The 22,706-nt window shown below is 71.2% G+C and carries 19 protein-coding genes; 11 read left to right on the top strand and 8 right to left on the bottom strand.

From position 1 onward, the window contains the following. Nucleotides 1–67 precede the first annotated feature (67 nt). Genes HNR40_RS26090 through HNR40_RS26080 form a run of 3 tightly spaced genes read left to right on the top strand, consistent with a single transcriptional unit; the run spans nucleotide 68 to nucleotide 3,541 of the window. Nucleotides 68–2,353 (top strand): hypothetical protein, encoded by a 2,286-nt coding sequence (locus HNR40_RS26090; protein ID WP_184965715.1) that lies wholly within the window; start codon nucleotides 68–70, stop codon nucleotides 2,351–2,353. A gap of 26 nt (nucleotides 2,354–2,379) precedes the next feature. Continuing rightward, a complete protein-coding gene (locus tag HNR40_RS26085; RefSeq protein WP_184965712.1) occupies nucleotides 2,380–3,156 on the top strand; it encodes a DeoR/GlpR family DNA-binding transcription regulator in 777 nt (258 codons plus the stop codon). A gap of 16 nt (nucleotides 3,157–3,172) precedes the next feature. Continuing rightward, on the top strand, nucleotides 3,173–3,541 hold the full coding sequence (locus HNR40_RS26080; protein WP_221340830.1) for a hypothetical protein: 369 nt from the start codon (nucleotides 3,173–3,175) through the stop codon (nucleotides 3,539–3,541). Here the strand turns inward: HNR40_RS26080 and HNR40_RS26075 are convergent. Further along, nucleotides 3,534–4,376, bottom strand: coding sequence for a Vgb family protein (locus tag HNR40_RS26075; protein ID WP_184965710.1), 843 nt, complete (start codon nucleotides 4,374–4,376; stop codon nucleotides 3,534–3,536). The genes HNR40_RS26080 and HNR40_RS26075 overlap by 8 nt on opposite strands. Continuing rightward, a complete protein-coding gene (locus tag HNR40_RS26070) occupies nucleotides 4,370–5,869 on the bottom strand; it encodes an ABC-F family ATP-binding cassette domain-containing protein (protein ID WP_184966343.1) in 1,500 nt (499 codons plus the stop codon). The genes HNR40_RS26075 and HNR40_RS26070 overlap by 7 nt, the downstream gene beginning before the upstream one ends. Nucleotides 5,870–5,943: 74 nt before the next feature. Between HNR40_RS26070 and HNR40_RS26065 the strand changes: the two genes are divergently transcribed. After that, the gene (locus tag HNR40_RS26065; protein WP_184965708.1) at nucleotides 5,944–6,528 is read left to right on the top strand and encodes a TetR/AcrR family transcriptional regulator; all 585 of its coding nucleotides are present in this window, start codon (nucleotides 5,944–5,946) and stop codon (nucleotides 6,526–6,528) included. A 6-nt stretch (nucleotides 6,529–6,534) separates the two neighbouring features. Here the strand turns inward: HNR40_RS26065 and HNR40_RS26060 are convergent, their stop codons facing one another. The 3 genes from HNR40_RS26060 to HNR40_RS26050 form a co-directional block, all read right to left on the bottom strand. Further along, nucleotides 6,535–8,319, bottom strand: a complete 1,785-nt coding sequence (locus HNR40_RS26060; RefSeq protein ID WP_246509524.1) for a High-affinity nickel-transporter — start codon at nucleotides 8,317–8,319, stop codon at nucleotides 6,535–6,537. 2 nt (nucleotides 8,320–8,321) lie between these two features. Beyond that, complete coding sequence (locus tag HNR40_RS26055; RefSeq protein WP_184965704.1) at nucleotides 8,322–9,530, bottom strand: tetratricopeptide repeat protein; 1,209 nt, start codon at nucleotides 9,528–9,530, stop codon at nucleotides 8,322–8,324. A gap of 225 nt (nucleotides 9,531–9,755) precedes the next feature. Then, a complete protein-coding gene (locus HNR40_RS26050) occupies nucleotides 9,756–11,129 on the bottom strand; it encodes a DUF4331 domain-containing protein (RefSeq protein WP_184965702.1) in 1,374 nt (457 codons plus the stop codon). Between the two features lie 190 nt (nucleotides 11,130–11,319). Here HNR40_RS26050 and HNR40_RS26045 point away from each other — a divergent pair, with 190 nt between their 5' ends. The 3 genes from HNR40_RS26045 to HNR40_RS26035 all read left to right on the top strand — a co-directional run bounded on the left by HNR40_RS26045 (nucleotide 11,320) and on the right by HNR40_RS26035 (nucleotide 15,926). After that, nucleotides 11,320–13,053: an ABC transporter ATP-binding protein gene (locus tag HNR40_RS26045; protein WP_184965700.1), complete on the top strand. Its 1,734-nt coding sequence runs from the start codon at nucleotides 11,320–11,322 to the stop codon at nucleotides 13,051–13,053. A gap of 79 nt (nucleotides 13,054–13,132) precedes the next feature. After that, nucleotides 13,133–14,782: a urocanate hydratase gene (gene hutU, locus HNR40_RS26040; protein WP_184965698.1), complete on the top strand. Its 1,650-nt coding sequence runs from the start codon at nucleotides 13,133–13,135 to the stop codon at nucleotides 14,780–14,782. A gap of 328 nt (nucleotides 14,783–15,110) precedes the next feature. Beyond that, the gene (locus HNR40_RS26035) at nucleotides 15,111–15,926 is read left to right on the top strand and encodes a MurR/RpiR family transcriptional regulator (protein WP_312896511.1); all 816 of its coding nucleotides are present in this window, start codon (nucleotides 15,111–15,113) and stop codon (nucleotides 15,924–15,926) included. Between the two features lie 146 nt (nucleotides 15,927–16,072). On the opposite strand, the gene HNR40_RS26030 is transcribed toward HNR40_RS26035, so the two are convergent. Genes HNR40_RS26030 through HNR40_RS26020 form a run of 3 tightly spaced genes read right to left on the bottom strand, consistent with a single transcriptional unit; the run spans nucleotide 16,073 to nucleotide 18,311 of the window. Further along, nucleotides 16,073–16,822, bottom strand: coding sequence for an ABC transporter permease (locus tag HNR40_RS26030; RefSeq protein ID WP_184965694.1), 750 nt, complete (start codon nucleotides 16,820–16,822; stop codon nucleotides 16,073–16,075). Next, nucleotides 16,819–17,772 carry an ATP-binding cassette domain-containing protein gene (locus HNR40_RS26025; RefSeq protein WP_221340829.1) on the bottom strand — a complete coding sequence of 318 codons (954 nt, stop codon included), beginning with the start codon at nucleotides 17,770–17,772 and terminating at the stop codon, nucleotides 16,819–16,821. The genes HNR40_RS26030 and HNR40_RS26025 overlap by 4 nt, the downstream gene beginning before the upstream one ends. Nucleotides 17,773–17,780: 8 nt before the next feature. After that, nucleotides 17,781–18,311, bottom strand: a complete 531-nt coding sequence (locus HNR40_RS26020) for a PadR family transcriptional regulator (RefSeq protein WP_184965692.1) — start codon at nucleotides 18,309–18,311, stop codon at nucleotides 17,781–17,783. A 54-nt stretch (nucleotides 18,312–18,365) separates the two neighbouring features. Here HNR40_RS26020 and HNR40_RS26015 point away from each other — a divergent pair, with 54 nt between their 5' ends. Genes HNR40_RS26015 through hutI form a run of 4 tightly spaced genes read left to right on the top strand, consistent with a single transcriptional unit; the run spans nucleotide 18,366 to nucleotide 22,676 of the window. Further along, nucleotides 18,366–19,052 (top strand): SDR family oxidoreductase, encoded by a 687-nt coding sequence (locus HNR40_RS26015; RefSeq protein ID WP_184965689.1) that lies wholly within the window; start codon nucleotides 18,366–18,368, stop codon nucleotides 19,050–19,052. A gap of 26 nt (nucleotides 19,053–19,078) precedes the next feature. Continuing rightward, nucleotides 19,079–20,233 (top strand): allantoate amidohydrolase, encoded by a 1,155-nt coding sequence (locus HNR40_RS26010; protein ID WP_184965687.1) that lies wholly within the window; start codon nucleotides 19,079–19,081, stop codon nucleotides 20,231–20,233. Next, nucleotides 20,224–21,549, top strand: coding sequence for a formimidoylglutamate deiminase (locus HNR40_RS26005; RefSeq protein WP_184965685.1), 1,326 nt, complete (start codon nucleotides 20,224–20,226; stop codon nucleotides 21,547–21,549). The genes HNR40_RS26010 and HNR40_RS26005 overlap by 10 nt, the downstream gene beginning before the upstream one ends. Next, the gene (hutI, locus tag HNR40_RS26000; protein WP_184965683.1) at nucleotides 21,546–22,676 is read left to right on the top strand and encodes an imidazolonepropionase; all 1,131 of its coding nucleotides are present in this window, start codon (nucleotides 21,546–21,548) and stop codon (nucleotides 22,674–22,676) included. Before HNR40_RS26005 ends, hutI begins: the two co-directional genes overlap by 4 nt. Nucleotides 22,677–22,706: the final 30 nt, after the last annotated feature.

Here is a 22,706-nt window from a genome sequence, read left to right as displayed (position 1 = left end):
GACACTCGCGTTACGGCAGGAGTACATCTCTCACCTAATCCGCATTAGGTGACTGGAAGGGATCCTCATGGCCGACATCCCCCGACGCCGATTCCTCGGCGGAGCCGTTGCCGCCGGGCTCGCCGGAGCCCTGCTTCCCGCGACCTCGGCCCAGGCCGACATCCCATCGATCACCGCAGACGGCATCACCCTCGTCGCCGCCGCCGACGGCACGATCACCGTCAAGGACGGCGCCGGCGTCGAACGGATCCGGCTCACCGGATTCATGGCGAAGGACACCGTCACCGGCATCCAGCGAACCACCGGCGGGACCCCGTCGCTCATCACCCTCCCGGACGGCGGCCAGGCCATCCAGGTCGCCTACACCCTCCCCGCCGCGGCGCAGGGCATCACGGTCCGCGGCGTCTTCCGCGTCACGCCGAACCGGGCGCGGTTGCGCTGGGAGGTCGCGGGTTCGGCCACGCTGATCCCGGCCGGCTTCATGCTCGGCCGTACGGTCATCGCCCCCACCGAGCCCGAGTCGTTCACGGCGCTCACCCGATGGAACCGCGACGCCGGGGGCGGCGTGCCCTACGAGACCAACGCCGGGGTGGTCTACCAGGAGACCTGGGGCAGTGCCCGCGCCTACTTCCGGCTCGGCGGCACCACCCCGGCCTGGACCAACGCCGCCTGGATCCACGCGCCGGCCACGGCGGCCGACGGCGGGGCGGTGACGGAGGCCGACCTGGTGCTCGGCTCGGTACGGCCGGCGGCGGGCGGCACCATGGGCGCCGGGCTGCCCCTGGGCGTGGAGGTCTGGACCGACAAGCCCTTCAGTCTGTGGGACGGCGGCGGCCAGCCGATGGCCCTGCACGCGGAGGTGGCCAACGGCGGCACCGCCGCGCGTACCGTGAAGCTGTCGTGGTGGGCCCGTGACTTCGACGGCCGGGTGCTGAAGTCGGGCAGCGTCACCGGCACCGTCGCCGCCGGATCGGCGTGGAAGCAGACCTTCACCGTCACCTCCCCGTCGCACGGGATCGTGTTCACCGAGGTGAAGGCCACCGCCGGCGCCGACAGCGCGTTCGCCCGCACCAACCTCACCGTGCTGCCGCCGTACACCTACCAAGCGGGCGCCGACAGCATGTTCGGCATCGCCAACTACCCGTGGCTGCTCAAGCCGGACGCCGCCGCGGTCGTGGGCCTCATGCGGCGCATCGGCATCAAGCGGGTGCGCATCTCCTACGACGGCGGGCCCGGCCTGCCGCCCGCCACCCTGAACGCGGCGGGGATCGAGCACAACATCGAGCTCGCCGGCATCCCGCTCGGCGGCACCCCGGCCGAGGTCGCCGCCTGGGCCGACACGAACACCCAGAAGGCGATCGGCTCGCGGGCCGACTACTTCGAGGTCGCCAACGAGGTGAACAAGCCGTGGATGAGCGGGCTGACCGCCGCCGCGTACGTGCGGGACGGCTTACGCCCGGTCCGCGAGCGCCTGACCGCAGCCGGGGCTCCGACCAAGGTGCTCAACGCCGGCCTGGCCGGCATGGACTACGTCTGGACCAAGAACTTCCACGACGCGGGCGGCTGGGACCTCATCGACGGTTTCGCCTTCCACCCCGGCCGGGGCAACTTCACCCCCGACTACGCGCCGCCGCCGGAGGAGTGGACGCAGGGGAACAACGGCTCGTACTGGAACTTCCTCGGCAGCATGCGCAAGGCCCGCGAGATGATCACCGAGTACGGGGACAAGGAGCTGTGGCTGACCGAGGCCTACGCCTGCACCAAGCCGAACAGCTGGTGGCACGACACCTACCGGCAGGCCGCCGAGAACGTCCTGCTCACCCTCGCGCTGTCCATGGCCGAGGGGGTGAGCTGCGTGAACTGGTATCAGCTGCACGACAGCGTCCTCGGCAAGCCGCAGATGGCCGACCCGGCCAACGCCGAGTACCACTTCGGGCTCATGAACCGCGACACCAGCGCCAAGCCCTCGATGCTCGCCTACGCCACCGCGGCCAAGGTCCTGGACCAGGCGACGTTCACCCGCTGGCTGACCTTCGCCGACCCCGACCTCAAGGGGCTCCTGTTCAGCACCCCGGAGGGGCCGGTCTCGATCCTGTGGAGCCGCAAGGACGGCTACCTGCTCAACACCGACCACGAGCCGGGCACGGGGTGGTTCGCCGCGCCGGAACCGTGGGTCGACGACTGGCCGACCAAGACCGACGTGCACGTGCCCGCGGCCGGTGGCCAGGTCAGGGTGCTCGACTGCATCGGCAGGGAACGACGGCTCACCCCGTGCGACGGCAAGGTCAAGATCCGGCTGGACGGCGCGCCACGCGTCTACTACGGCCTCACCGAACACCCTGATGTTCGTTAGAACATGCATATGGTAGAAATGGGGTCATGAGCCGCCTGGACCTGACCCTGCGGCTGGTGCAGGGCACCGGCCGCGTCTCCGTCGCGGAGCTGTCCCGGCGTCTGGGCGTCTCGGAGATGACCGTCCGCCGGGATCTGGACGCGCTGGAAACCCGTGGTCTGGTACGGCGGGTGCGCGGCGGAGCCGTCCCCTCCCGCCTTCCGGAGGAGGGGGCCGGCTTCGACACCCGGCAGTCGTGGCAGGCGGCGACGAAGGACCGGCTGGCGGCGGCCACGGCCGAGATGGTGCCGCCGGGTTCACACGTGCTCCTGGACGCGGGCACGACCACCGCCCACCTCGCCGAACACCTGGCCGCCTGCGCGCCGCTGACCGTGACCGTGCTCAGCCTGCAGGCGGCCACGCTCCTGGCCGACCGGCCCGGGATCGAGCTGCTGATCGTCGGCGGCCGGTCCCGGCCGGGCGAGCGGTCCCTGGTCGGGCCGCTGGCCCTGCGCACCCTGCAGTCCCTGGCCTTCGACGTCTTCGTCATGTCCATCGGCGGGGTGCACGCCGAGCACGGCTGGTCGGAGTTCTCCGTGGACGACGCCGCCGTCAAGCAGTCCGGGCTGGCCCAGGCCACCCGGACGATCGCCGTGGCGGACGCGACCAAGCTCGGCGTGCGCGCCTTCAGCCAGGTCGCCCCGCTCGACGCCGTGGAGCGCTTCGTCACCGACGCCGCCGCGCGGGACACCGCCACTCATCCCGGAGGACCGCGGACGCTGGAGGCGCTGCGGGAGGCCGGAGTCGACACCGTCCTGGTTTGAAGAAGGAGACCACCCTGTGAGCAGTTCTTCCCGCCCGCTGATGATCCTCGTGGCCGGACCCTACCGGTCGGGCACCGGCGACGACCCCGCCAAACTTCAGGCGAACGTCGACGCCATGAACGAGGTCGCCCTGACGCTCTTCCGCGCCGGTCACCTGCCGGTCACCGGCGAGGCCCTGGCCCTGCCGCTGCTGGAGACCGCGGGCAGCGAACGGGTGGGCGACGCGCTGTTTGACGAGATCTTCCATCCCGTCGCCGAACGGCTGCTGGCCCGCTGCGACGCGGTGCTCCGCATCGGCGGGCCCTCCGCCGGAGCCGACCGCATGGTCAGCGTCGCCAGGGAACTGGGCAAGGACGTCTACACGCGAGCCGCCGACCTCACCTAGCGGCGCGCCTGGGTTCCAGGGCGCCGGACTCCATCGCGACCCAGATCAGGCCGTCGGACCCGGCCGTGAGCCCGTGGGGTTCCGCGCCGTCCAGGGGGAACTCCTCGATCGTGCCCTCGATCGTGATACGGCCCAGCGTGCCGGAGCCCCACTGCGTGAACCAGAGGGCGCCGTCGTGACCGGTCACGATGGCGTGCGGTCGGGCGGCGCGGTCGGGCAGCGGGAACTCGGTGATCGTGCCGGAGGTGTCGATCCGGCCCACCTGGCCCGCGCCGATCTCCACGAACCACAGCGCCCCGTCCGGACCCGCGCAGATGCCCACCGGGGCGGCGCCCGCCGTGGGCAGCGGGTACTGCGTCGCCTCGCCGTCCACGGTGATGCGGCCGATCGCGTTGCCCTGGTTGAGGGTGAACCACAGCGCGCCGTCCGGCCCGGTCACGATCATCGACGGCATCGCGCCCTCGGTCGCGAGCGGGTAGCGGGTGATCTCGCCGGTCGGGGTGATGCGGCCGATCTGGTCGCCCTGCAGCTGCGTGAACCACATGGCCCCGTCGGGGCCGGCGGTGATGCCGTACGGCGAGGCCGTCTCGAAGGCGGTGACCGTGCCGTCAACGGTGATCCGCCCGATCCGGCAGCCGGTGAACTCGGTGAACCACAGCGCGCCGTCGACCCCCTGGGTGATCACGGTCGGCTGGCCGTCGGCGGGGTCGAGCTGGAAGACCGTGGGGTCCTCGCCCGGCGTGACCCGCCCGATCCGGCCCTCTTTGACCAGCGTGAACCACAGGGCGCCGTCGGGGCCGGTGGCGACGCCGTAGGGAGAACCGTTGATCAACATGGGTGGCCTTCCTGAAGGGAGATCTCGGTGCCGGTGAAGCGGCGTCGCAGCGCCCGGTCGTGGGTCACCACCACGAGCGCTCCGCGGTAGCCGTCGAGTGCCTGTTCCAGCTCTTCTACGAGGGTGAGCGAGAGGTGGTTGGTGGGCTCGTCGAGCAGCAGCAGGTCGTACTCGCCTGCCAGCAGGATGGCCAGGGCGAGCCGTCGTCGCTGGCCTGTCGAGAGGGCTCCGGTCCTGAGCTGGAGCGCCTCCGGGCGGAACAGACCGGTGGCCATCAGGGCCTCCGCGGGCCCGCCGTACGTCTCGATGACGGTCTTGTCCGGGTCGAAGGTCACCTCCTGCGGGAGGTGTCCGGCGCGGCCGCCCGCCTCGGCGGCGATCGCGGCGAGCAGCGTCGACTTGCCCGCGCCGTTGGGGCCGTGGATCAGGAGCCGGTCTCCGGCCTCGATCCGCAGGCGGCCGAGTTGTACGAGCGTGCCCCTGCGTGTCTCGGCGGGCGTGAACGTGCCGTGGAAGCGCAGGGGGTCCGGCGGGCGGGGGACCGGGGCGTTCTCCAGGCGGAGCAGGCGCTCCTGGGCCTGCCGTACGCGGGAGGCCACCGAGCTCTGGACGCGGCCCGCGTTGCGGTCGTAGGCCATCTTGTTGTTGTCCTTCATGGCCCGGCCCGCGGCCACGCGGTGCGCCGTGGTCGCGGCGTACTCCCTGACGTGCCGGATCTCCTCCCGCCACTCGGTGTAGGACTGCTCCCAGCGCAGCCGGGCGGCCGCCTTATCCACCAGGAACCCCGTGTAGCCGCCGCCGAACCTGGTCATCGTGCCGCCCTCGACCTCCAGGATCGCCGTGGCCACCCGGTCGAGGAAGATCCGGTCGTGCGAGACCGCCACCACCGTGCCCCTGTGCTCGCGCAGCCGGTCCTCCAGCCAGGCCGTCGCCTGCTCGTCGAGGTGGTTGGTGGGCTCGTCGAGCAGCAGGATCTCCGGCGACGCCGCCAGCGCGCAGGCCAGTCCCAGCCGTGCCTGCTCGCCGCCGGACAGGCTCGACAGCACGCGCGAACGCTCGATCCGCGCCAGGCCCAGCCCGTGGATCGCCTTGTCGACGCGGGCGTCGGCCTCGTAGCCGCCTCTGGCCTCGAAGGCGGTGAGCAGCTCGCCGTACCTGTCCATCTCCTGCGCTTCCGCTGCCTCCTGCATGCCGCGTTCCAGGGCGCGCAGCTCGGCCAGCGCGGCGTCGATGGCCTGCTGGACGGTGTGGTGGCCCGGCAGGTCGAGGGTCTGGCCCAGGTAGCCGACGCCACCGGCCGCCGACACCGTCATCTCGCCGTCATCCGGCGTCTCCAGCCCGGCGATCAGCCGGAGCAGCGTGGACTTGCCCGAACCGTTCTCGCCCACGATTCCCGCGCGCTCGCCGGGGCGGACGCTGAAGGTGATCTGGTCGAGTACGCGGCGTTCGCCGTACGCCTTCGAGACTCCCTTGAGGGTGAGTTGTGTGGTCAGAGTGAAGCTCCTATCGCTACTGGTGTCGCGTTAAGCTAACATGGCATGGTCGGCTAATGCAACTGGAGTAGACTTTGACGACTACACGTCCCGGGGGTCGCAGTGCTCGCGTACGCGATGCCGTACGGCAGGCCACGCTCACCGAACTGGCCGAACACGGCTACAACGGGCTGACCGTGGAGAACGTGGCGCTCCGCTCGGGCGTGCACAAGACGACCGTGTACCGCCGGTGGGGCAACGCGGAGGGGCTCATCGCGGACGCGCTGGAGCTCGCGCAGGGGGAGCCGTGGCCGGTGCCCGACACCGGCTCACTCCAGGAGGATCTGCGGGAGATCGCCCAGTTGGTGCGCAACGGGTTCGCCGACCCCGTGGCCGGGCCGATCGCCGCCGCGTTCGTGGCGGCGGCCGTGCAGAGCGGCGGCGCCGCCCGGTCCCTGCACGACTTCTTCGTGGCCCGCCACGAACAGGCGGCGAAAGTCGTCGAACGGGCCGTCGAGCGCGGCGAACTCTCCCCGGACACCGACGCCGCCGACGTGATCCGGATGGCCGTCGCGCCCATCTACTACCGGCTGTTCGTCACCCACGAACCGGTCACCGCCCGCGACGCGGAACGCGCGGCCGACGCCGCCGCCACAGCCGCCCGCGAGGGCGTCATCTAGGGGTTGCTAGAGGACGCCCGCCGCTGAGCGGATGGCCAGCCCGGCGCCCAGAAGGATGACCATCGCGGCGGTGCCCACCGGGGCCAGGCCGGACAGGCGGGCGGCGATGCGGTGACCGGTCGCGGCGCGGCGTTCCAGACGGTCGGCCAGCTTGACCAGGAGCAGGCCGGTGACGGTGAGGGTGGCGGCCATGCCCAGACCGTAGGCGGCGACGAGCGCGATCCCGAACCAGGTACGACCCAGCCCGATCGCCCCCAGCAGCACGATCAGCGCCGACGGACTCGGCACCAGCCCCCCAGCCACCCCCAACCCCACCAGCCCCCGCCTCCGATACCCCCGCACGCCCCCACGCCCGCGTTCGCCCTCAGGCCCCCGCTCGCCCTCATGCCCATGCTCGTCCGTGTCCCCATGCCCGTGCCCGTGCCCGTGGCCGACCGCATCGTGGTCGCCATGCTCGCCACCGTGCCCGGCCACGAGGGTGTCGCCCTTGTGCCTCTGGCCGAGCTCATTCTCGTGATCCTGCGCTGGTGTGGCCGTGTGCCCATGCCCATGCCCGTGGCCCTGGCCATGCCCATGCCCATGCCCGTGGCCCTGGCCATGGCCGTGCCCGTGCCCATGGCCGTGCCCGTGCCCATGGCCATGGCCGTGGCCGTGGCCGTGGCCGTGCGCGGGGTTGCGGGAGGTGAGGAGTTTTATGCCGATTGCGGCGATCAGGACCCCGCTGGTCACGCCGAGCCAGGACAGCACCGACTCCCCGGCCAGAGCGGTGAACACGCTCAGCAGCAGCCCCACCACCAGGACGGCGGCCGTGTGGGTGGCCGTCACCGTGGCGCCCACCACGAGCGCGTCGCGCGGGCGGCCCCTGCGACCGGCCAGGTAGGCGGCCATGATGGTCTTGCCGTGTCCGGGGATCAGCGCGTGCCCGGCGCCGAGCAGCATCGCCAGCAACACGGCGAGCAGCCCGAGCGGCAGGGTGAGGCCGTCGGTGCCGATCAGGTTGGTGAAGGTCTGGTCGACGAAGGCGAGCGCCTCGCCGATGGGCCCGCCGATCACGGGCACCGCGAGCCCACCGCTGGTCCCGAGCCCGCCGGTTCCCAGCCCGCTGGTCCCGAGCCCGCCGGTTCCCAGCCCGCTGGTCCCGAGCCCGCCGGTTCCCAGCCCGCCTGTTCCCGGCTCGCTGCCGGGTCCCACTCCGGTGCGGGTCGCAGGTCCGGTGTTGGTCTCCGCCTCACCCCGGCTGGTCGTGGAAGAGGAGCCGGGTGCGGGGGTGGCGGTGAAGGTGGCGGTGTGCTGGTTCAGGGGGTTGGACAGGAGGTCGTCCGGATACTGGCGTAGTTGGTTGCTGATGCTGGTTGTGCCGACGGTCGAGCCTGAGAGCTGGACTCCGTTGCCCATGGCGGTGATCTCTCGCCAGCCGATCCGGTCCTGCTGAAAAAGGTCCTCAAAGGTGACGCCGCCGGAAATGTCGCCGGTGTCGGTCGTCAGCTCGCAGGTCAGGCGGCTGGTTCGCAAGCCGCCCTGGCCAGGAGTGAACGCGAAGGTCGCGGAGGTGACTCGCCACGGCGCCGCCGTACCGTCGATGACCAGGCGTTGTGCTCGCGCCAACGCGTCGCACTCCGCGGCCGCCGACACGCCGTCGCCCGCCTGGAGCGTGGGCAGTTCGGCGAGGTCCACTACGGCGGTGTTCTCGACACGGTCGGGAAGGACCCGCAGGGCATTGTGGTGGTTGACGGTGAAGTTGCCCAGCGGGTGGGCCAGGAGGGCGCCGGACAGCACCAGCGACGCGATCATGCTCACGAGAACCTCGCAAGGGCGGGCAGGGACGGGTCGAAGGCCGGGTTCAGGCTCTTGGCGGAGATGGAGGAGGGGCGGCGGCCCAGGGCGCGTTCGATTTCGGCGCGGTGGTGGTGGAGGATCGCGTTGCGCCAGCCGCTCGCCGTCGCCTTCTCCGCGTACGGCAGCGCCTCCCGCGACCGCCCCGCCCGGTGCAGAGCCCAGGCCAGGGCGTCGGCGGCGACGGCGTTGCGGTTGTCGGCGTATTCGGCGCGGGCCAGGCGGACGGCGGCGGTGGGGGAGCCGTGGTAGGCCTCGAACTCCGCCCAGGTCAGGGCGTCGCGGACGCCGGCATCCTCGTAGAGGCGGCGCTGGGCTTTCAGGAGCGTCCAGTCGGCGGGCAGTCCGGCCTTGATGCGGGTCTCGCCCTGTTCGAGCAGGTATTGGGGCAGGGGCAGCCGGTTCACGACCGTCTGGTAAAGGTCCAGCGCCTCGGGGAGACGGCCGGACAGGGCGGCAACGCGGGCGCGTCCGGCCATCGCGGGCACGTAGGCGGGCATGGCCTGCTGCGCCAGCGTGTACCAGCGGTCGGCCTCCCGCAGCGCGCCGGATCGCAGTGACAGCTCGCCCAGGTAGTAGCGGGTGTAGGCGAGGTCAGCCGGCCGGTACGCGTCCTCGTGCGCGAGCCGCATCAACTCCGTCGCCGAGACGGCGTCCCCGCGCAGCTCGGCGGCATACGAGGCGCGGGTGAACGACGGCACCCCGGGGCGCAGGGCGAGCATCTTGTCCACGGCGCGCTGGGCGCCGGGCAGGTCGCCGAGCTGGGTGAGGGCGTCGGCCAGGATGCCGTGGGCGGTCGAACTGTAGGCGTTGACGGAGATGGCCTGCTCGGCCAGCCGTACCGCCTGCTTGAACTCGTGGCGGCCGGCGGCGAGGGCCGCGCGGCCGGTCAGCACGGCGTCGTCACGCGGCGCGAGCGCGGCGGCCTTGGCCAGCGCGCCCTCGGCCTTCGGGTAGTAGGCGGGGTCGCCGGTGGTCCTGGCCTGTTCGATGTGCTCCATGCCGAGCTGGGCCCAGGCGCGGTGGTCGCCGGGCAGCCGGGCCAGGCGCGCCTGCAGTGTCTCGGTGAACACGGCGGGCGGCTCGGCCGAGGGCGCGGGCGGGGCGAACACCGCGTAGGCGGTCAGTGCCAGGGCCCCGGCCAGGGCGAGCGCGACGATCCAGCGCATGGCGGGTGGCTCCGTTCAGGGAGTGGAGATGACTGATCCGGCCGCGATGGGTCGGGGGGTGGAGATGACTGATCCGGACGCGAAAGGCCGGGGCGAGACGGGGTGCGGAGGTGACCGGCCGGCCGCGACGGGGTGCGGCCGGCCGGTCGGACGGCGGGCGTTCGGGAGTGTCGCCCGCCGAGGGAACCGGCCGCTCCCGGAGAGGAGGAGCGGCCGGATGGTGGCTTATCGCTGGTTCACCGCGACATTGCTGGGCAGCGGAATGTACGGGAACGTGGTGCCGAACGGCTTGTCGTTCTGGTCGACCTTGTCGGTCAGCGCCGGGATGAGCTTGCCCGACACCGCCGCCCCGGCCACGGCCTGGAGCTCGATGTCCACGACGTCGTCGCTGAGCCGCCGGCCGTTCGGGAAGCCCTGCAGGTCACCGGCGAGCACGCCGAGCCGGTTCGGGTCCTTCGTGGGCGGGATCGACATGTTGAGCCGCATCATCTCGGCGGGGCGCAGCTTGCCCGCGTCCTTGTTGAGCGACTGCGAGTTCAGGTCGGCCATGATCGGGCCGTTGCCCTTGGCGATGCCGGTCAGGAAGATCTGGACCAGGTCGTTGCGCGGGGTGGCCGGGGCCTTGATGCCGTAGATGGACTCGAGGAGCCTGGCCAGTTCGGGGTCGGTGACGCGCTTGACCACGGCCGGGACGTCGGCGTCCTTCTCCGGGGGCAGGGCGTTGAACGCGTCCTTCAGCCCGGCGGGCACCACGAGCTCGTTGACCAGCGGCTCGCCCAGGCGCGAGACCTGCTTGTAGCCGTTGGGGCCCCACTTGTCGGTGGTGGACCACACGCCGATGACCGGGTTGCGCTTGGCGTCGGCCTTGAGCGCCAGGTCCTCGGCCGCGACCTGCAGGCCGAGCGTGTGGACGTTGTAGCCCTTGAGCGTGTCCTGGCCGACCTCGGACAGGTTGCCGCCGTAGAGCAGGTCGAAGACGCGCAGGTCGAGGAAGAACGCCTCGTCGGACTGCCCGGCGAAGGTCTTGCCGCCGGGGATGTTGGTGATGGCCTGCGAGCGCAGCGTGCCGTAGTCGGGCATCGAGGCGGGCCCGACGTTGCTGGGGGCGACGACGCCGTTGGCGACGAGGGTGGTGGTGGCGCTCTCGGTGATCCGCTTGAGCGTGTAGCGCTGGCGGAAGAGCAGGTTCTGGTCGTTCAGCGAGGTGACGGGCCCGTTGTTGTACAGGAACGTGGTGTTTCCGCGCTTGTCCTCGTCGCGGAAGGTCCACTGGTACGTGATGTCGGGCTTGGCGTCGCCGTCGTTGTCGATCTTGATGTTGTAGCGGGACTTGGTGTCGAAGAAGTAGAAGTTGGGGCCGCCCTGGGGCTCCTCGAACGGGATCCAGTTGGCGAGCAGGGTGACGGTGTCGGGCTTGTCGGGGCTGACGAACGCGTAGACGTCGGTGTTGTCGTTACGCGGGTCGCCCGAGATCGCCGGTGCCTCGCGGTGCGAGGAAGCCATGCCGGTGTCAGTTCGGAGCAGGGCGAACGAGGAGGCGGTCAATGCCGCCGCGACGCCCAGTCCGATAAGAGCGCGCCGGTTGATCCGGAGCTCCATGGTCGGTCCTTTCAGTCTTGGTCCTGGCTGAGGTTCCGGCCGGGGTTCCTCGACGCCCTATTCGCACGACTCCTCCTCTGGGATGAGAAGTCAATCAAAGTTGACATACTTAGGTCGTCAATTTAGGTTGACGGGTACGGATCGGACCGTTCGTTCGTTGGAGTTATCGGAAATTCCGGAAAGGGGAACAATGGACGAGGACGCAGGGGGAAAGGCGCCGTTCAAGGTGCTGATCGGGTACCTCAGGCCACATCGGGGGATCCTGGTGCTGGGCGGCGTGCTCAGCCTGATCGGCTCGATCGCGGGCCTGGCCATGCCGCTGCTGGCCAAGTACGTGGTCGACGCGTTCGGCGCCAAGCAGTCCATGGCCGCGCCGTTGATCGGGCTCACGATCGCGGTGCTGGTGGGCGCGGTCGTCTCGGCCGGGGGCAGCTACCTGATGGAGCGCACCGGTGAGGGCATCGTCCTCGGGGCGCGGCGCAAGCTCGTCGACCGGTTGCTCAGGCTGCGCGTGGCCGACGTGGACCGGCTCAAGCCCGGTGACCTGCTGTCACGGGTGACCGGCGACACGACGTTGCTGCGCTCGGTGCTGACCAACGGCATCGTCGACTCCATCGGCTCCGTCTTCATGCTGGTCGGCGCGATCGTCATGATGGCCGCGATGGACGGCATCCTGCTGCTGGTGACGCTCCTGGTCATCGTCGTCATCGGCGGGCTCGTGGCGCTGGTCATGCCGAAGATCCAGAAGGCCCAGCACCAGGCGCAGGAAGCCGTGGGCGAGATGGGCGCGGTGCTCGACCGGGCGCTGCAGGCGTACCGGACGGTCAAGGCGAGCGGCGCCGAGGAGCGCGAGGTCGACGTCGTCGGCGAGGCGGCGGTACGCGCCCGCGACCGCGGCCTGCAGGTGGCGGGCTGGACCTCGCTGGCCGGAGTGGCCACCTGGATGGCGGTCCAGATCGCGTTCCTGTGCGTGCTGGCGGTAGGCGGCGCCCGGGTGGCGGCGGGCACGCTGGAGGTCTCGGCGCTGATCGCGTTCCTGCTCTACCTCTTCTACCTGGTGGCGCCGATCGGCCAGCTGGTCGAGGGCGCGGTGCAGTTGCAGAACGGCCTGGCCGCGCTGAAGCGCATCCGCGAGATCGAGGACCTGCCCGCCGAGCCCGCCTCGGCCCCGACGGTCCGCGAGGGCGCGCCGGTCGGCGTGACCTTCGAGGACGTCACTTTCCAGTACGGCGAGGACCGCGAACAGGTGCACCACGGCGTCACCTTCGACGTGCCGCCCGGCGGCCTGACCGCGCTCGTGGGCCCGTCGGGTGCGGGCAAGTCGACGGTCTTCGCGCTGCTGGAACGCTTCTACGACCACCAGGGCGGGACGATCACCGTCGGCGGCAGGGAGATCCGCGACTGGCCGCTCGGCGACCTGCGCGCCACGCTCGGCTACGTGGAGCAGGACGCGCCCGTGCTGGCCGGGACGTTGCGGGAGAACCTGTTGTTCGCCGCCGAGAACGCCACCGACGACGACCTGTGGCGGGCGGTACGCCGTACGCGCCTCGACGACCTGGTCTCAAGGCTGCCGGAGGGACTGGAGACCCCGGTCGGCCACCGGGGCGTCCTGCTGTCAGGTGGCGAACGGCAGCGGGTGGCCATCGCCCGCGCGCTGCTGCGCAAGCCCCGGCTGCTGCTGCTCGACGAGGCCACCTCGCAGCTGGACGCGGTCAACGAGCTGCGCCTGCGCGAGGTCATCGCCGAGGTGGCCAGGGAGACGACCGTGCTGGTCATCGCCCACCGGCTGTCGACCGTCACCAACGCCGACCGCATCGTGGTCATGGAGGCGGGCACGGTGCGGGCCATGGGCACACACGAGGAACTGGTGGGCGCCGACACGCTCTACCGCGAGCTGGCCGCGACCCAGTTCCTGGTGAGCTAGCCAGATAATCACTGCTGACCTGTACTCTTCGAGTGACATAGGTGAATATGTTCATTCAGTGTCACTCAGAGGAGACTTCATGAGCAGGGTCGTGCGCGCGCCCAGAGGTACCACGCTGACCGCCAAAGGATGGCCGCAGGAAGCGGCGCTCCGGATGCTCCAGAACAACCTGGACCCCGAGGTGGCCGAACATCCCGAGCAGCTGGTCGTCTACGGCGGTTCCGGGAAGGCCGCACGCGACTGGCCCTCGTTCGACGCGATGGTCCGCACGCTGACCACGCTTGAGGGCGACGAGACGCTGCTGGTGCAGTCGGGCCGCCCGGTCGGCGTGTTCCGCACGCACGAGTGGGCGCCCCGCGTCCTCATCGCCAACTCCAACCTGGTGCCCGACTGGGCCAACTGGGAGGAGTTCCGCAGGCTGGAGGCCGCCGGCCTCACCATGTACGGCCAGATGACCGCCGGATCCTGGATCTACATCGGCACCCAGGGCATCCTCCAGGGCACCTACGAGACGTTCGCCGCCGTGGCCGCCAAGCGCTTCGGCGGCACGCTCGCCGGGACGATCACGCTCACCGCCGGGCTCGGCGGCATGGGCGGCGCCCAGCCCCTCGCCGTCACCATGAACGGCGGCGTCGCCATCTGCGTCGACTGCGACCCGCGCAGCGTCTCCCGCCGCATCGAGCACCGCTACCTCGACGTCGAGGCGTCCTCCCTGGACGAGGCGCTGCGCCTGGCCTACGAGGCCCGCGACGCGCGCCGCCCGCTGTCGATCGGCGTCGTCGCCAACGCCGCCGACGCCCTGCCCGACCTGCTGGCCCGCGGCGCCGAGATTGACATCGTCACCGACCAGACCTCGGCACACGACCCGCTGATGTACCTGCCGCAGGGGATCGCCTTCGAGGACATGACCGCCGCCCGCGAGAAGGACCCGGCGGGGTTCACCCAGAAGGCCCGCGAGTCCATGGCCACGCACGTCGAGGCCATGGTCGGCTTCAAGGACGCCGGCGCCGAGGTCTTCGACTACGGCAACTCCATCCGCGGCGAGGCCCAGCTCGCCGGCTACTCCCGCGCCTTCGACTTCCCCGGCTTCGTGCCCGCCTACATCCGGCCGCTGTTCTGCGAGGGCAAGGGCCCGTTCCGCTGGGCGGCGCTGTCCGGCTCGCCCGAGGACATCCACAAGACCGACCAGGCCATCCTGGAACTCTTCCCCGAGAACGAGCAGCTCGCCCGCTGGATCCGCAAGGCCGGGGAGAAGGTCCACTTCCAGGGCCTGCCCGCGCGCATCTGCTGGCTCGGCTACGGCGAGCGGAACCTGGCCGGCGAGCGCTTCAACGACATGGTGGCCAGCGGCGAACTCCAGGCGCCCATCGTCATCGGACGCGACCACCTCGACAGCGGCTCGGTGGCCTCGCCGTACCGGGAGACCGAGGCCATGGCCGACGGCTCGGACGCCATCGCCGACTGGCCGCTGCTCAACGCCATGCTCAACACCGCGTCCGGCGCCGCGTGGGTCTCGATCCACCACGGCGGCGGCGTCGGCATCGGCCGCTCCATCCACTCCGGCCAGGTGACCGTCGCCGACGGCACCGCCCTGGCCAGGGAGAAGGTCAGCCGCGTGCTCACCAACGACCCGGGCACGGGGGTGATGCGCCACGTCGACGCGGGCTACGAAGAGGCCGCCGCCGTCGCCGACGAGCGCGGCGTCCGCATCCCGATGCGCGAGTCGTAGCTCTCCCGATGCGAGAGTCTCGTCTCTTGGCGCGGAGCTCTCGTCTCGTGCTGCGAGGGTCTTGTGTCTTGGCGCGGGGGTCTCATCTCTTGATGCGGGGCTCTCGTGCCTTTGTGCGCGGGTCTCGTCTCTTGATGTGCGGGGCTCCTATCCGTTACGGCTCCGCCGCCCCACCGCCTCCCGCCGCCGTGGGTAGCGCCCGATCGTCGGGCGCTTCTCACGTCGGACGGGGTGCTCGCCGCCACAAAGCCCGCCTGACCGGTCAAGTGGTGCCCACATTTCGGGACACGTGGGATGGGATCGCATGAGTGATGGCGTTGGAGGTGGCGTGACGCATTCCGGGCTAGAGGCGCTGCTCGACGGGCGGCGCCTGTCGCCTGTGCAGCGCCGGATCGCGCATTACCTGTCCGAGCACCTCGATGACGCGATCTTCCTGTCCAGCGTGGAACTGGCCGAGCGGGCCGGGGTGAGCCAGCCGTCGGTGACCAGGTTCGCGATGGTGCTGGGGTTTGCCGGATACCCCGAGCTCAAGCAGGCGCTGCGGCCGCTGGTGCTGGGCGGGCCGCGGCCTGCCGAGGACTCGCTGATCCGGACCGCTCTCGACGACGAGATTCGTAATCTGTCGGCGGTGCGGGAGCGGCTGAGCGTGCTGCCGATCAAGGAGCTGGGGGAGGCGCTGGCGGCCACTGAACCGTTGCCGGTGCTGGGGCTGCGGGTGTCGTCGGGCCTGGCCACCACGTTCGGCTACTACGCCCGGCGCATCCATCCCGACGTGCGGTTGCTGGTGCACGGAGGGTCCGAGCTGATCGACGGGCTGCACGCGGCGCGGCGTGCGGGCGCTGGGTGGGTGCTTGCCGTTGTGCTGCCCAGGTATCCGGCGGAAGCCGTACAGGCTCTGGAATATGCCGAGAAGGCGGGGCTGCGGACGGCGGTCATCACCGACCGGCCGGACTTTCCCGCCGAGGTCGTGCTCGATGCCCCGGTCGGCGACCGGCTTGTCTTCGACTCCCACGCCGCGCCGCTCGCGCTGGCCATGGCCCTGGTCGAGGCCATGGCCGACGCGGCGCCGCTGCGCACCCAGGCGCGGCTGGAGGAGTACGAGAAGATGACCGAGGAAACCGGGACATTCGCGGAGTTGCAGTGACATCCAGAGCGAGGGGTAGCGAGGATGTCCTCGCTGTGACATCCAGAGCGAGGGGTAGCGAGGATGTCCTCGCTGTGACATCCAAAGCGGGGGTAGCGAGGATGTCCTCGCTACGCTGCGGATCCTCGCTACGCTGCGGATCCTCGCTACCCGGCTATCCGCCTCAGTGAGCGTACGGACCAGGTGACGGTCAGCAGGGCGAGGCCCAGCATGATGGCGAAGGCCAGGGGGACGTTGACGTCGCCGAAGTTTCCGGCGAACAGCGCGCGGCCCGCCTCGACCGGGTGGTAGAAGGGCGTGAACCAGGCGACCTTCTCCAGCCAGTCCGGCCCGAAGGCCATCGGGAGCAGCGCGCCCGACAGCAGCATCAGGGGCAGTGCGAAGAACTGCATGATCTGTCCCATGGCGTTCTCGTCGCGCAGGCTCAGCGCCAGGCCGTAGGCGACGCCGGAGGAGAACAGGCCGGTGAGCGCCAGCAGGAGCACCATGAGCAGCAGGCCGACCGGGCCGACCCGCATGCCCATGATGACGGCCACCACCATGACGATGAGCGACTGGATCACCAGCACGACCACGTCGCGCAGCATCCGGCCCAGGACGATCGCCGGGCGCCGGGTCGGGCTGACCGCGATGCGTTCCAGGACGCCGCTGCGCATCTCGTAGATGGTGCCGTACGCGACGCCCATCGAGCCGAACAGCGCGGTGATCACCAGCATGCCGGGGGCGAAGCTGGTCAGCGCCTGCCCGAGATCACCGGCGAACCCCATGCCGGCGAACAGCGGCGCGAACAGCAGCAGGTACATGACCGGCTGCATGATGCCGAACAGCGGCCAGATCGGGTTGCGCAGCGTGTTCCTGACCTCGTAGGCGAAGAAGAGCGAGGTGTCGCGGATCATGCGGCGGCTCCCGTGTCCCTGAGTGAGCGTCCGGTCTTGGCGAGGAAGACGTCGTCGAGCGTCGAGCGGTCCAGCGCGACCGAGCGCAGCTCCAGCCGCTCCTCTTCGAGCCGCTTGAGCAGGGCGGGCAGCGTGTGCTCGCCGTCGTCGAGGTAGACGCGCAGCACGTCCTCGTCCACACGGGTGGCGCGGGCCAGCGGGCCCAGTGCCTCGGCCGCGCGGTCGAGCTCGTCCAGGCGCAGGGTGACCACGTCGCCGGAGACCTCCCGCTTGAGGTCGGACGGGGTGCCCTCGGCCACGACCACGCCGTGGTCCACGATCGCCAGCCGGTCGCACAGGGCGTCGGCCTCGTCGAGGTAGTGGGTGCTGAGCAGCACGCTGGTGCCCATCTCGCGCAGCTCGCGGATGCGGTCCCAGAGGTTGGCGCGGTTCTGCGGGTCCAGGCCCGTGGTGGGCTCGTCGAGGAAGAGCAGCGGGGGCGCGTGCACCAATCCGAGTGCGATGGCCACCCGCCGCTTCTGGCCTCCTGACAAGGTACGGCCCGGCCGGTCGGCCAGCTCCAGCAGGTCGAACCGGCGCAGCACGTCCTCGGCCGCCCGGGCCGGGTCGGCCACGCCGTAGATCTTGGCCGCGAAGACGATCTGCGCGCGCGGGCTGTTGCCCTCCTCGACCCCGCCGGCCTGGGAGACGTAGCCGAGGTTGCGCCGTACGCCCGCGGGGTCCTTGAGCAGGTCGTGTCCGGCGACGACGGCCTGACCGGAGTCGGGGACGATCAACGTGGCGAGCATTCTGATCGTGGTCGTCTTGCCTGCCCCGTTGGGGCCGAGCACGCCGAAGATCTCGCCCTTCTTCACCGCGAGGTCCACGCCCTTGACGGCCTCGACCGTCTGGACGCCCTTTCTGCTTTTCGTGGTGAAGGTCTTCTTTAAGTCAGTAGCTTGGATGATCATCGTTCTCCTCAGGGAAGCTCGTCGGCTTCCACCTTTTTCACGGCTTCCTCGCACCAGGCGAGCTGGGCCTGGAGCATGCCGATGTTGAGCTTGAGGTTCTCGTCGATGTGCCGGGGCGCGCCCGCGCCCCGCTTGGCGCCCAGGGCCCGCTCGGTCATCGCGATCGCCATCGTGAGCTGCTCTTTCCTGCCGCGCAGCGCGCCGAGCAGCTCCGGCTTGCTGAGCCGGTCCATGAACGTCATCGCGACCTGGAACGGGTCCACGATGGGCTTGATCTCGTTCCAGAACGTCATGAGCAGATGGAAGAACTGGTAGCGGCCGTCGTCGCTGAGCGCGTAGACGGTCTTGCCGCCCTTGCCGCTCTCCACGACGTCCAGCAGTCCTTCGTCGGCCATCTTCGACAGCCCGTGGTAGATCGACCCGTAGGCCACGTTGGCCCAGAAGTCGGCGCCCATCATCTCCAGGTGTCTTCTGACCTGATAGCCGTTGCGCGGGCCGTCGAGCAGGGTGCCGAGGATGAGTACACGCGTCGAAGACATGCTCAAGTTTGAGTTCAAATTTGAGTGCGTGTCAAGGGTGGCTAGGGTGACGGCATGAGTGAACGACCGATCGCGCTGGTGACGGGGGCTTCTCGCGGGGTGGGCGCGGCCGTCGCGCGGGCCCTGGCTCCGACCCATCGCCTGATCCTCGGCGGACGCGACGAGAAGGCCCTGGCCGAGGTGGCCGCCGGGCTTCCCGATGCCCGGGTGTGGCCGGTGGAGCTGACCGGTCTGCGGGCCGCTGACCTGCCGGACCTCGAGCGCCTGGACGTGCTCGTGCACAGCGCGGGCGTGGCCGAGCTGTCCCGCATCGCCGACACCCCGGCGAGCGCCTGGCGCGACACCTACGAGATCAACGTGGTGGCGGTCGCCGAGCTGACCCGCCTGCTGCTGTCCGCGCTGCGCGCCGCCGAAGGCCACGTCGTGTGCGTCAACTCCGGCGCCGGCCAGCGGGCCAACCCCGGCTGGGCCTCCTACGCCGCCAGCAAGTTCGCGCTGCGCGCCTTCGCCGACGCCCTGCGCCAGGAGGAGCCCGCGCTCCGCGTCACCAGTGTCTACCCCGGCCGGGTGGCCACCGACATGCAGCGCTCGGTGCGCGAGCAGGAGGGCGGCGCGTTCGAGCCGGGCAAATACCTGGCAGCCGAGACCGTGGCCAAGGCGATCGTCGGCGCCGTCACCGCGGGAGCCGACGCCCACCTGACCGATCTCATCCTCCGGCCCCGGAGCGGCCCTGTCCTATGAATGGATTCATTCACTAGAGTGACCCCATGCTTGGAGAACTTGCGCACATCGGGCGGGATCCCGCGACCAACGGCTATGTCCGGGATGCCTGGTCGGCCGCGGACCTGGAGCTGCGGGAATGGTTCGCCGGGGAGGCGGGCCGGCGCGGCCTCGATCTGCGCGAGGACCGCAACGGCAACCTCTGGGCGTGGTGGGGCGACCCGTCGGTGACGCCGGGCGTGGTCACCGGCAGCCATCTCGACTCGGTACGGCAGGGTGGCGCGTATGACGGCCCCCTCGGCGTCGTCTCCGCCTTCCAGGCGCTCGACCTGATCAAGGAGCGGGGATTCCAGCCGGGCCGGCCGCTCGGCATCGCCTGCTTCACCGACGAGGAGGGCGCCAGGTTCGGGGTGCCGTGCATGGGTTCGCGCCTGCTGACCGGTGTCCTCGATCCCGATCGGGCCAGGGGGCTGGCCGACGACGACGGGCGCACGCTGGCCGAGGTGCTGGCCTCGGCCGGGCGCAAGCCGTACGGGCTGGGGAAGGACGAGGAGACGCTCGGGCACGTCGGCGTCTTCGTCGAGCTGCACGTCGAGCAGGGCAGAGGGCTGGTCGACCGGGGCCGTCCGGTCGGCGTGGCCAGCGCGATCTGGCCGCACGGCCGCTGGCGCTTCGACTTCCGCGGCCAGGCCAACCACGCGGGCACGACGCGCCTGGAGGATCGCGACGACCCGATGCTCGCCTACGCGGCCAAGGTGCTGGCCGCACGTGAGGCGGCGGGCCGCTACGGCGTGGTCGCGACGTTCGGGAAGGTGCGCGTCTCGCCCAACAACGCCAACGCCATCCCGGGACAGGTCTCCGCGTGGCTGGACGCCAGAGGCGCCTGGGAGCGCGCGGTGCGTGCGCTGGTGGCGGAACTCGGCGCGGGGGAGCAGGTCAGCGAGGAGTCCTGGACGCCGGTGGTCGACTTCGACGGGGCCCTGCGCGAGCGTGTCGCCGCCGCGGCCGGAGACGTGCCAGTCCTGGCGACCGGGGCCGGGCACGACGCGGGCATCCTCGCCACGGCCGGGGTGCCGTCAGCGATGTTGTTCGTGCGCAACCCGACCGGCGTCTCCCACTCGCCCGCCGAGTTCGCCGAGGAGGCCGATTGCGCGGCCGGGGTCGAGGCGCTCGCCCGCGTCCTGGAGGACCTGTGCCGCTGACCTACTGGTGCGAGCAGGCGTGGCTGCCCGACGGCGCCGCCGAGAGCGTGATCGTCGAGGTCGACGGCGAGCGCATCACCGCCGTCACCCAGGGCCCGCCGCCGCCCGGCGCGCTCCGGCTGCCGGGGATCACGGTGCCGGGGCTGGCCAACGCCCACTCCCACGCCTTCCACCGGGCGCTGCGCGGCGCCACCCAGACCGGCAGGGGCGACTTCTGGACCTGGCGTGACCAGATGTACGAGATCGCCGCCCGGCTCGACCCCGACTCCTACCTGACCCTCGCCCGCGCCGTCTACGCCGAGATGGCGATGGCCGGGATCACCTGCGTCGGCGAGTTCCACTACCTGCACCACGCCCCGGACGGCCGCCCCTACGCCGACCCCAACGCGATGGGACACGCGCTCGTCCGGGCCGCCCGTGAGGCCGGGCTGCGCGTCGCGCTGCTCGACACCTGCTACCTGACCGGCGGCATCGGCACGCCGCTGGCCGGCGCGCAGGTCCGCTTCGGCGACGGCGACGCCGAACGGTGGGCCCGGCGGGCCGACGATCTGGCCGCGCACTATTCCGGTCAGCCCGACGTGGTGGCGGGTGCCGCGATCCACTCGGTACGCGCGGTGCCGCCCGAGCAGATGCCGCTGGTCGCGGAGTTCGCGCACCGGCACGCGGCGCCGCTGCACGCCCACGTCTCCGAGCAGCGGGCCGAGAACGCCGCCTGCGTCGAGAGGTACGCGGCGACGCCGGTGCAGGTCCTGCACGAGCACGGCGCGCTGGGCCCGCGCTCGACCGCCGTGCACGCCACCCACCTCACCGACGCCGACGTCGAACTGCTCGGCGGCTCGCGCACGCACGTCTGCATGTGCCCGACCACCGAACGCGACCTGGCCGACGGCATCGGCCCGGCCAGGAGGCTCTTCGACGAGGGCGCGCCGATCACGCTCGGCTCCGACAGCCACGCGGTGATCGACCTGTTCGAGGAGGCGCGGGCGGTCGAGCTCGACGAGCGCCTGGCCAGCGAGAAGCGCGGCCACTGGCGCGCCGCCGAACTGCTGACGGCCGCGACCGCCGCCGGCCACGCCTCGCTGGGCTTCCCCGACGCGGGGGTGCTGGCCGAGGGCGCGTGGGCCGACCTCGTCACGGTCCGTCTCGATTCGGTCCGTACGGCCGGCGCCACGGGAGCCGAAGCGGTGGTCTTCGCGGCGACGGCGGCTGACGTGCACTCGGTGGTCTCCTCGGGCCGCCAGATCGTGGCCGACGGCCACCACATTTCCGGAAATGTCGGTCAGATGCTGGCCGAGGCGATAGGAGCCCTGCGGTGAGCGCGAAACTGATCGACGGCATCGGCCTCCTCTACACGGGCGACCCCGCCCGCGAGGAGATCGCCGACGCCGCCATGGTCGTCGAGGACGGCCGCGTCGTATGGACCGGCCCCGCCGCCGAGGCCCCGGTGGCCGACGAACGCGAGGACGCCGCCGGGCGCTGCGTCATCCCCGGCTTCGTGGACAGCCACGCCCACCTGGTCTTCGCCGGTGACCGTACCGCCGAGTTCGACGCCCGCATGTCCGGCCAGCCGTACACGGCCGGAGGCATCCGCACCACCGTCGCCGCCACGCGCGCCGCCAGCGACGCCGAACTGGCCACCCACGCCGCCGCGCTCCTCGCCGAGATGCGCCGCCAGGGCACCACGACCGTCGAGATCAAGAGCGGCTACGGGCTCAGCGTCGAGGACGAGCGGCGCTCGCTGGAGATCGCCTCCGGGCTCGTCGACGAGACCACCTACCTGGGCGCGCACGTGGTGCCCGCCGGGGTGGACGCCGACGACTACGTGCGGCTCGTGGCAGGGGAGATGCTGGCGGCCTGCGCGCCGTACGCGAAATGGGTGGACGTCTTCTGCGAGCGCGGCGCGTTCGACGGCGACCAGACGCGGGAGATCCTCACCGCGGGCATCAAGGCCGGGCTGCTGCCCAGGGTCCACGCCAACCAGCTCACCGAAGGACCCGGCGTGCGGATCGCCGTCGAGCTCGGGGCGGCCTCGGCCGACCACTGCACGCATCTGTCGGACGCGGACGTGGACGCGCTGGCCTCGTCCGGCACGGTGGCCACGCTGTTGCCGGGGGCGGAGTTCTCGACGCGCTCGCCGTACCCGGACGCGCGGCGGCTCATCGACGCCGGGGCCACCGTGGCCATCGCGACCGACTGCAACCCCGGCTCGTCGTTCACCTCGTCGATGCCGTTCTGCGTCGCGCTGGCCGTACGGGAGATGAGGATGACGCCACTGGAAGCCATCAGGGCGGCCACGTACGGCGGCGCCCGCGCGCTCCGGCGCGACGACGTCGGCGTGCTGCGGCCGGGGTCGCGCGCGGACTACGTGACCCTCGACGCACCCTCGTATGTGCACCTCGCATACCGCCCGGGCGTACCCTTGGTAGCGGCCGTCTCCTCCTGAAGGAGGACATCCAGAACCATCCCAGCGGCG

The sequence above is a fragment of the Nonomuraea endophytica genome (genome assembly GCF_014203235.1).
GTDB classification, from domain to species: domain Bacteria; phylum Actinomycetota; class Actinomycetes; order Streptosporangiales; family Streptosporangiaceae; genus Nonomuraea; species Nonomuraea endophytica.
The sequence above is the reverse complement of the archived record's forward strand: the minus strand, read 5'-3'. Positions and strand labels throughout refer to the sequence as shown.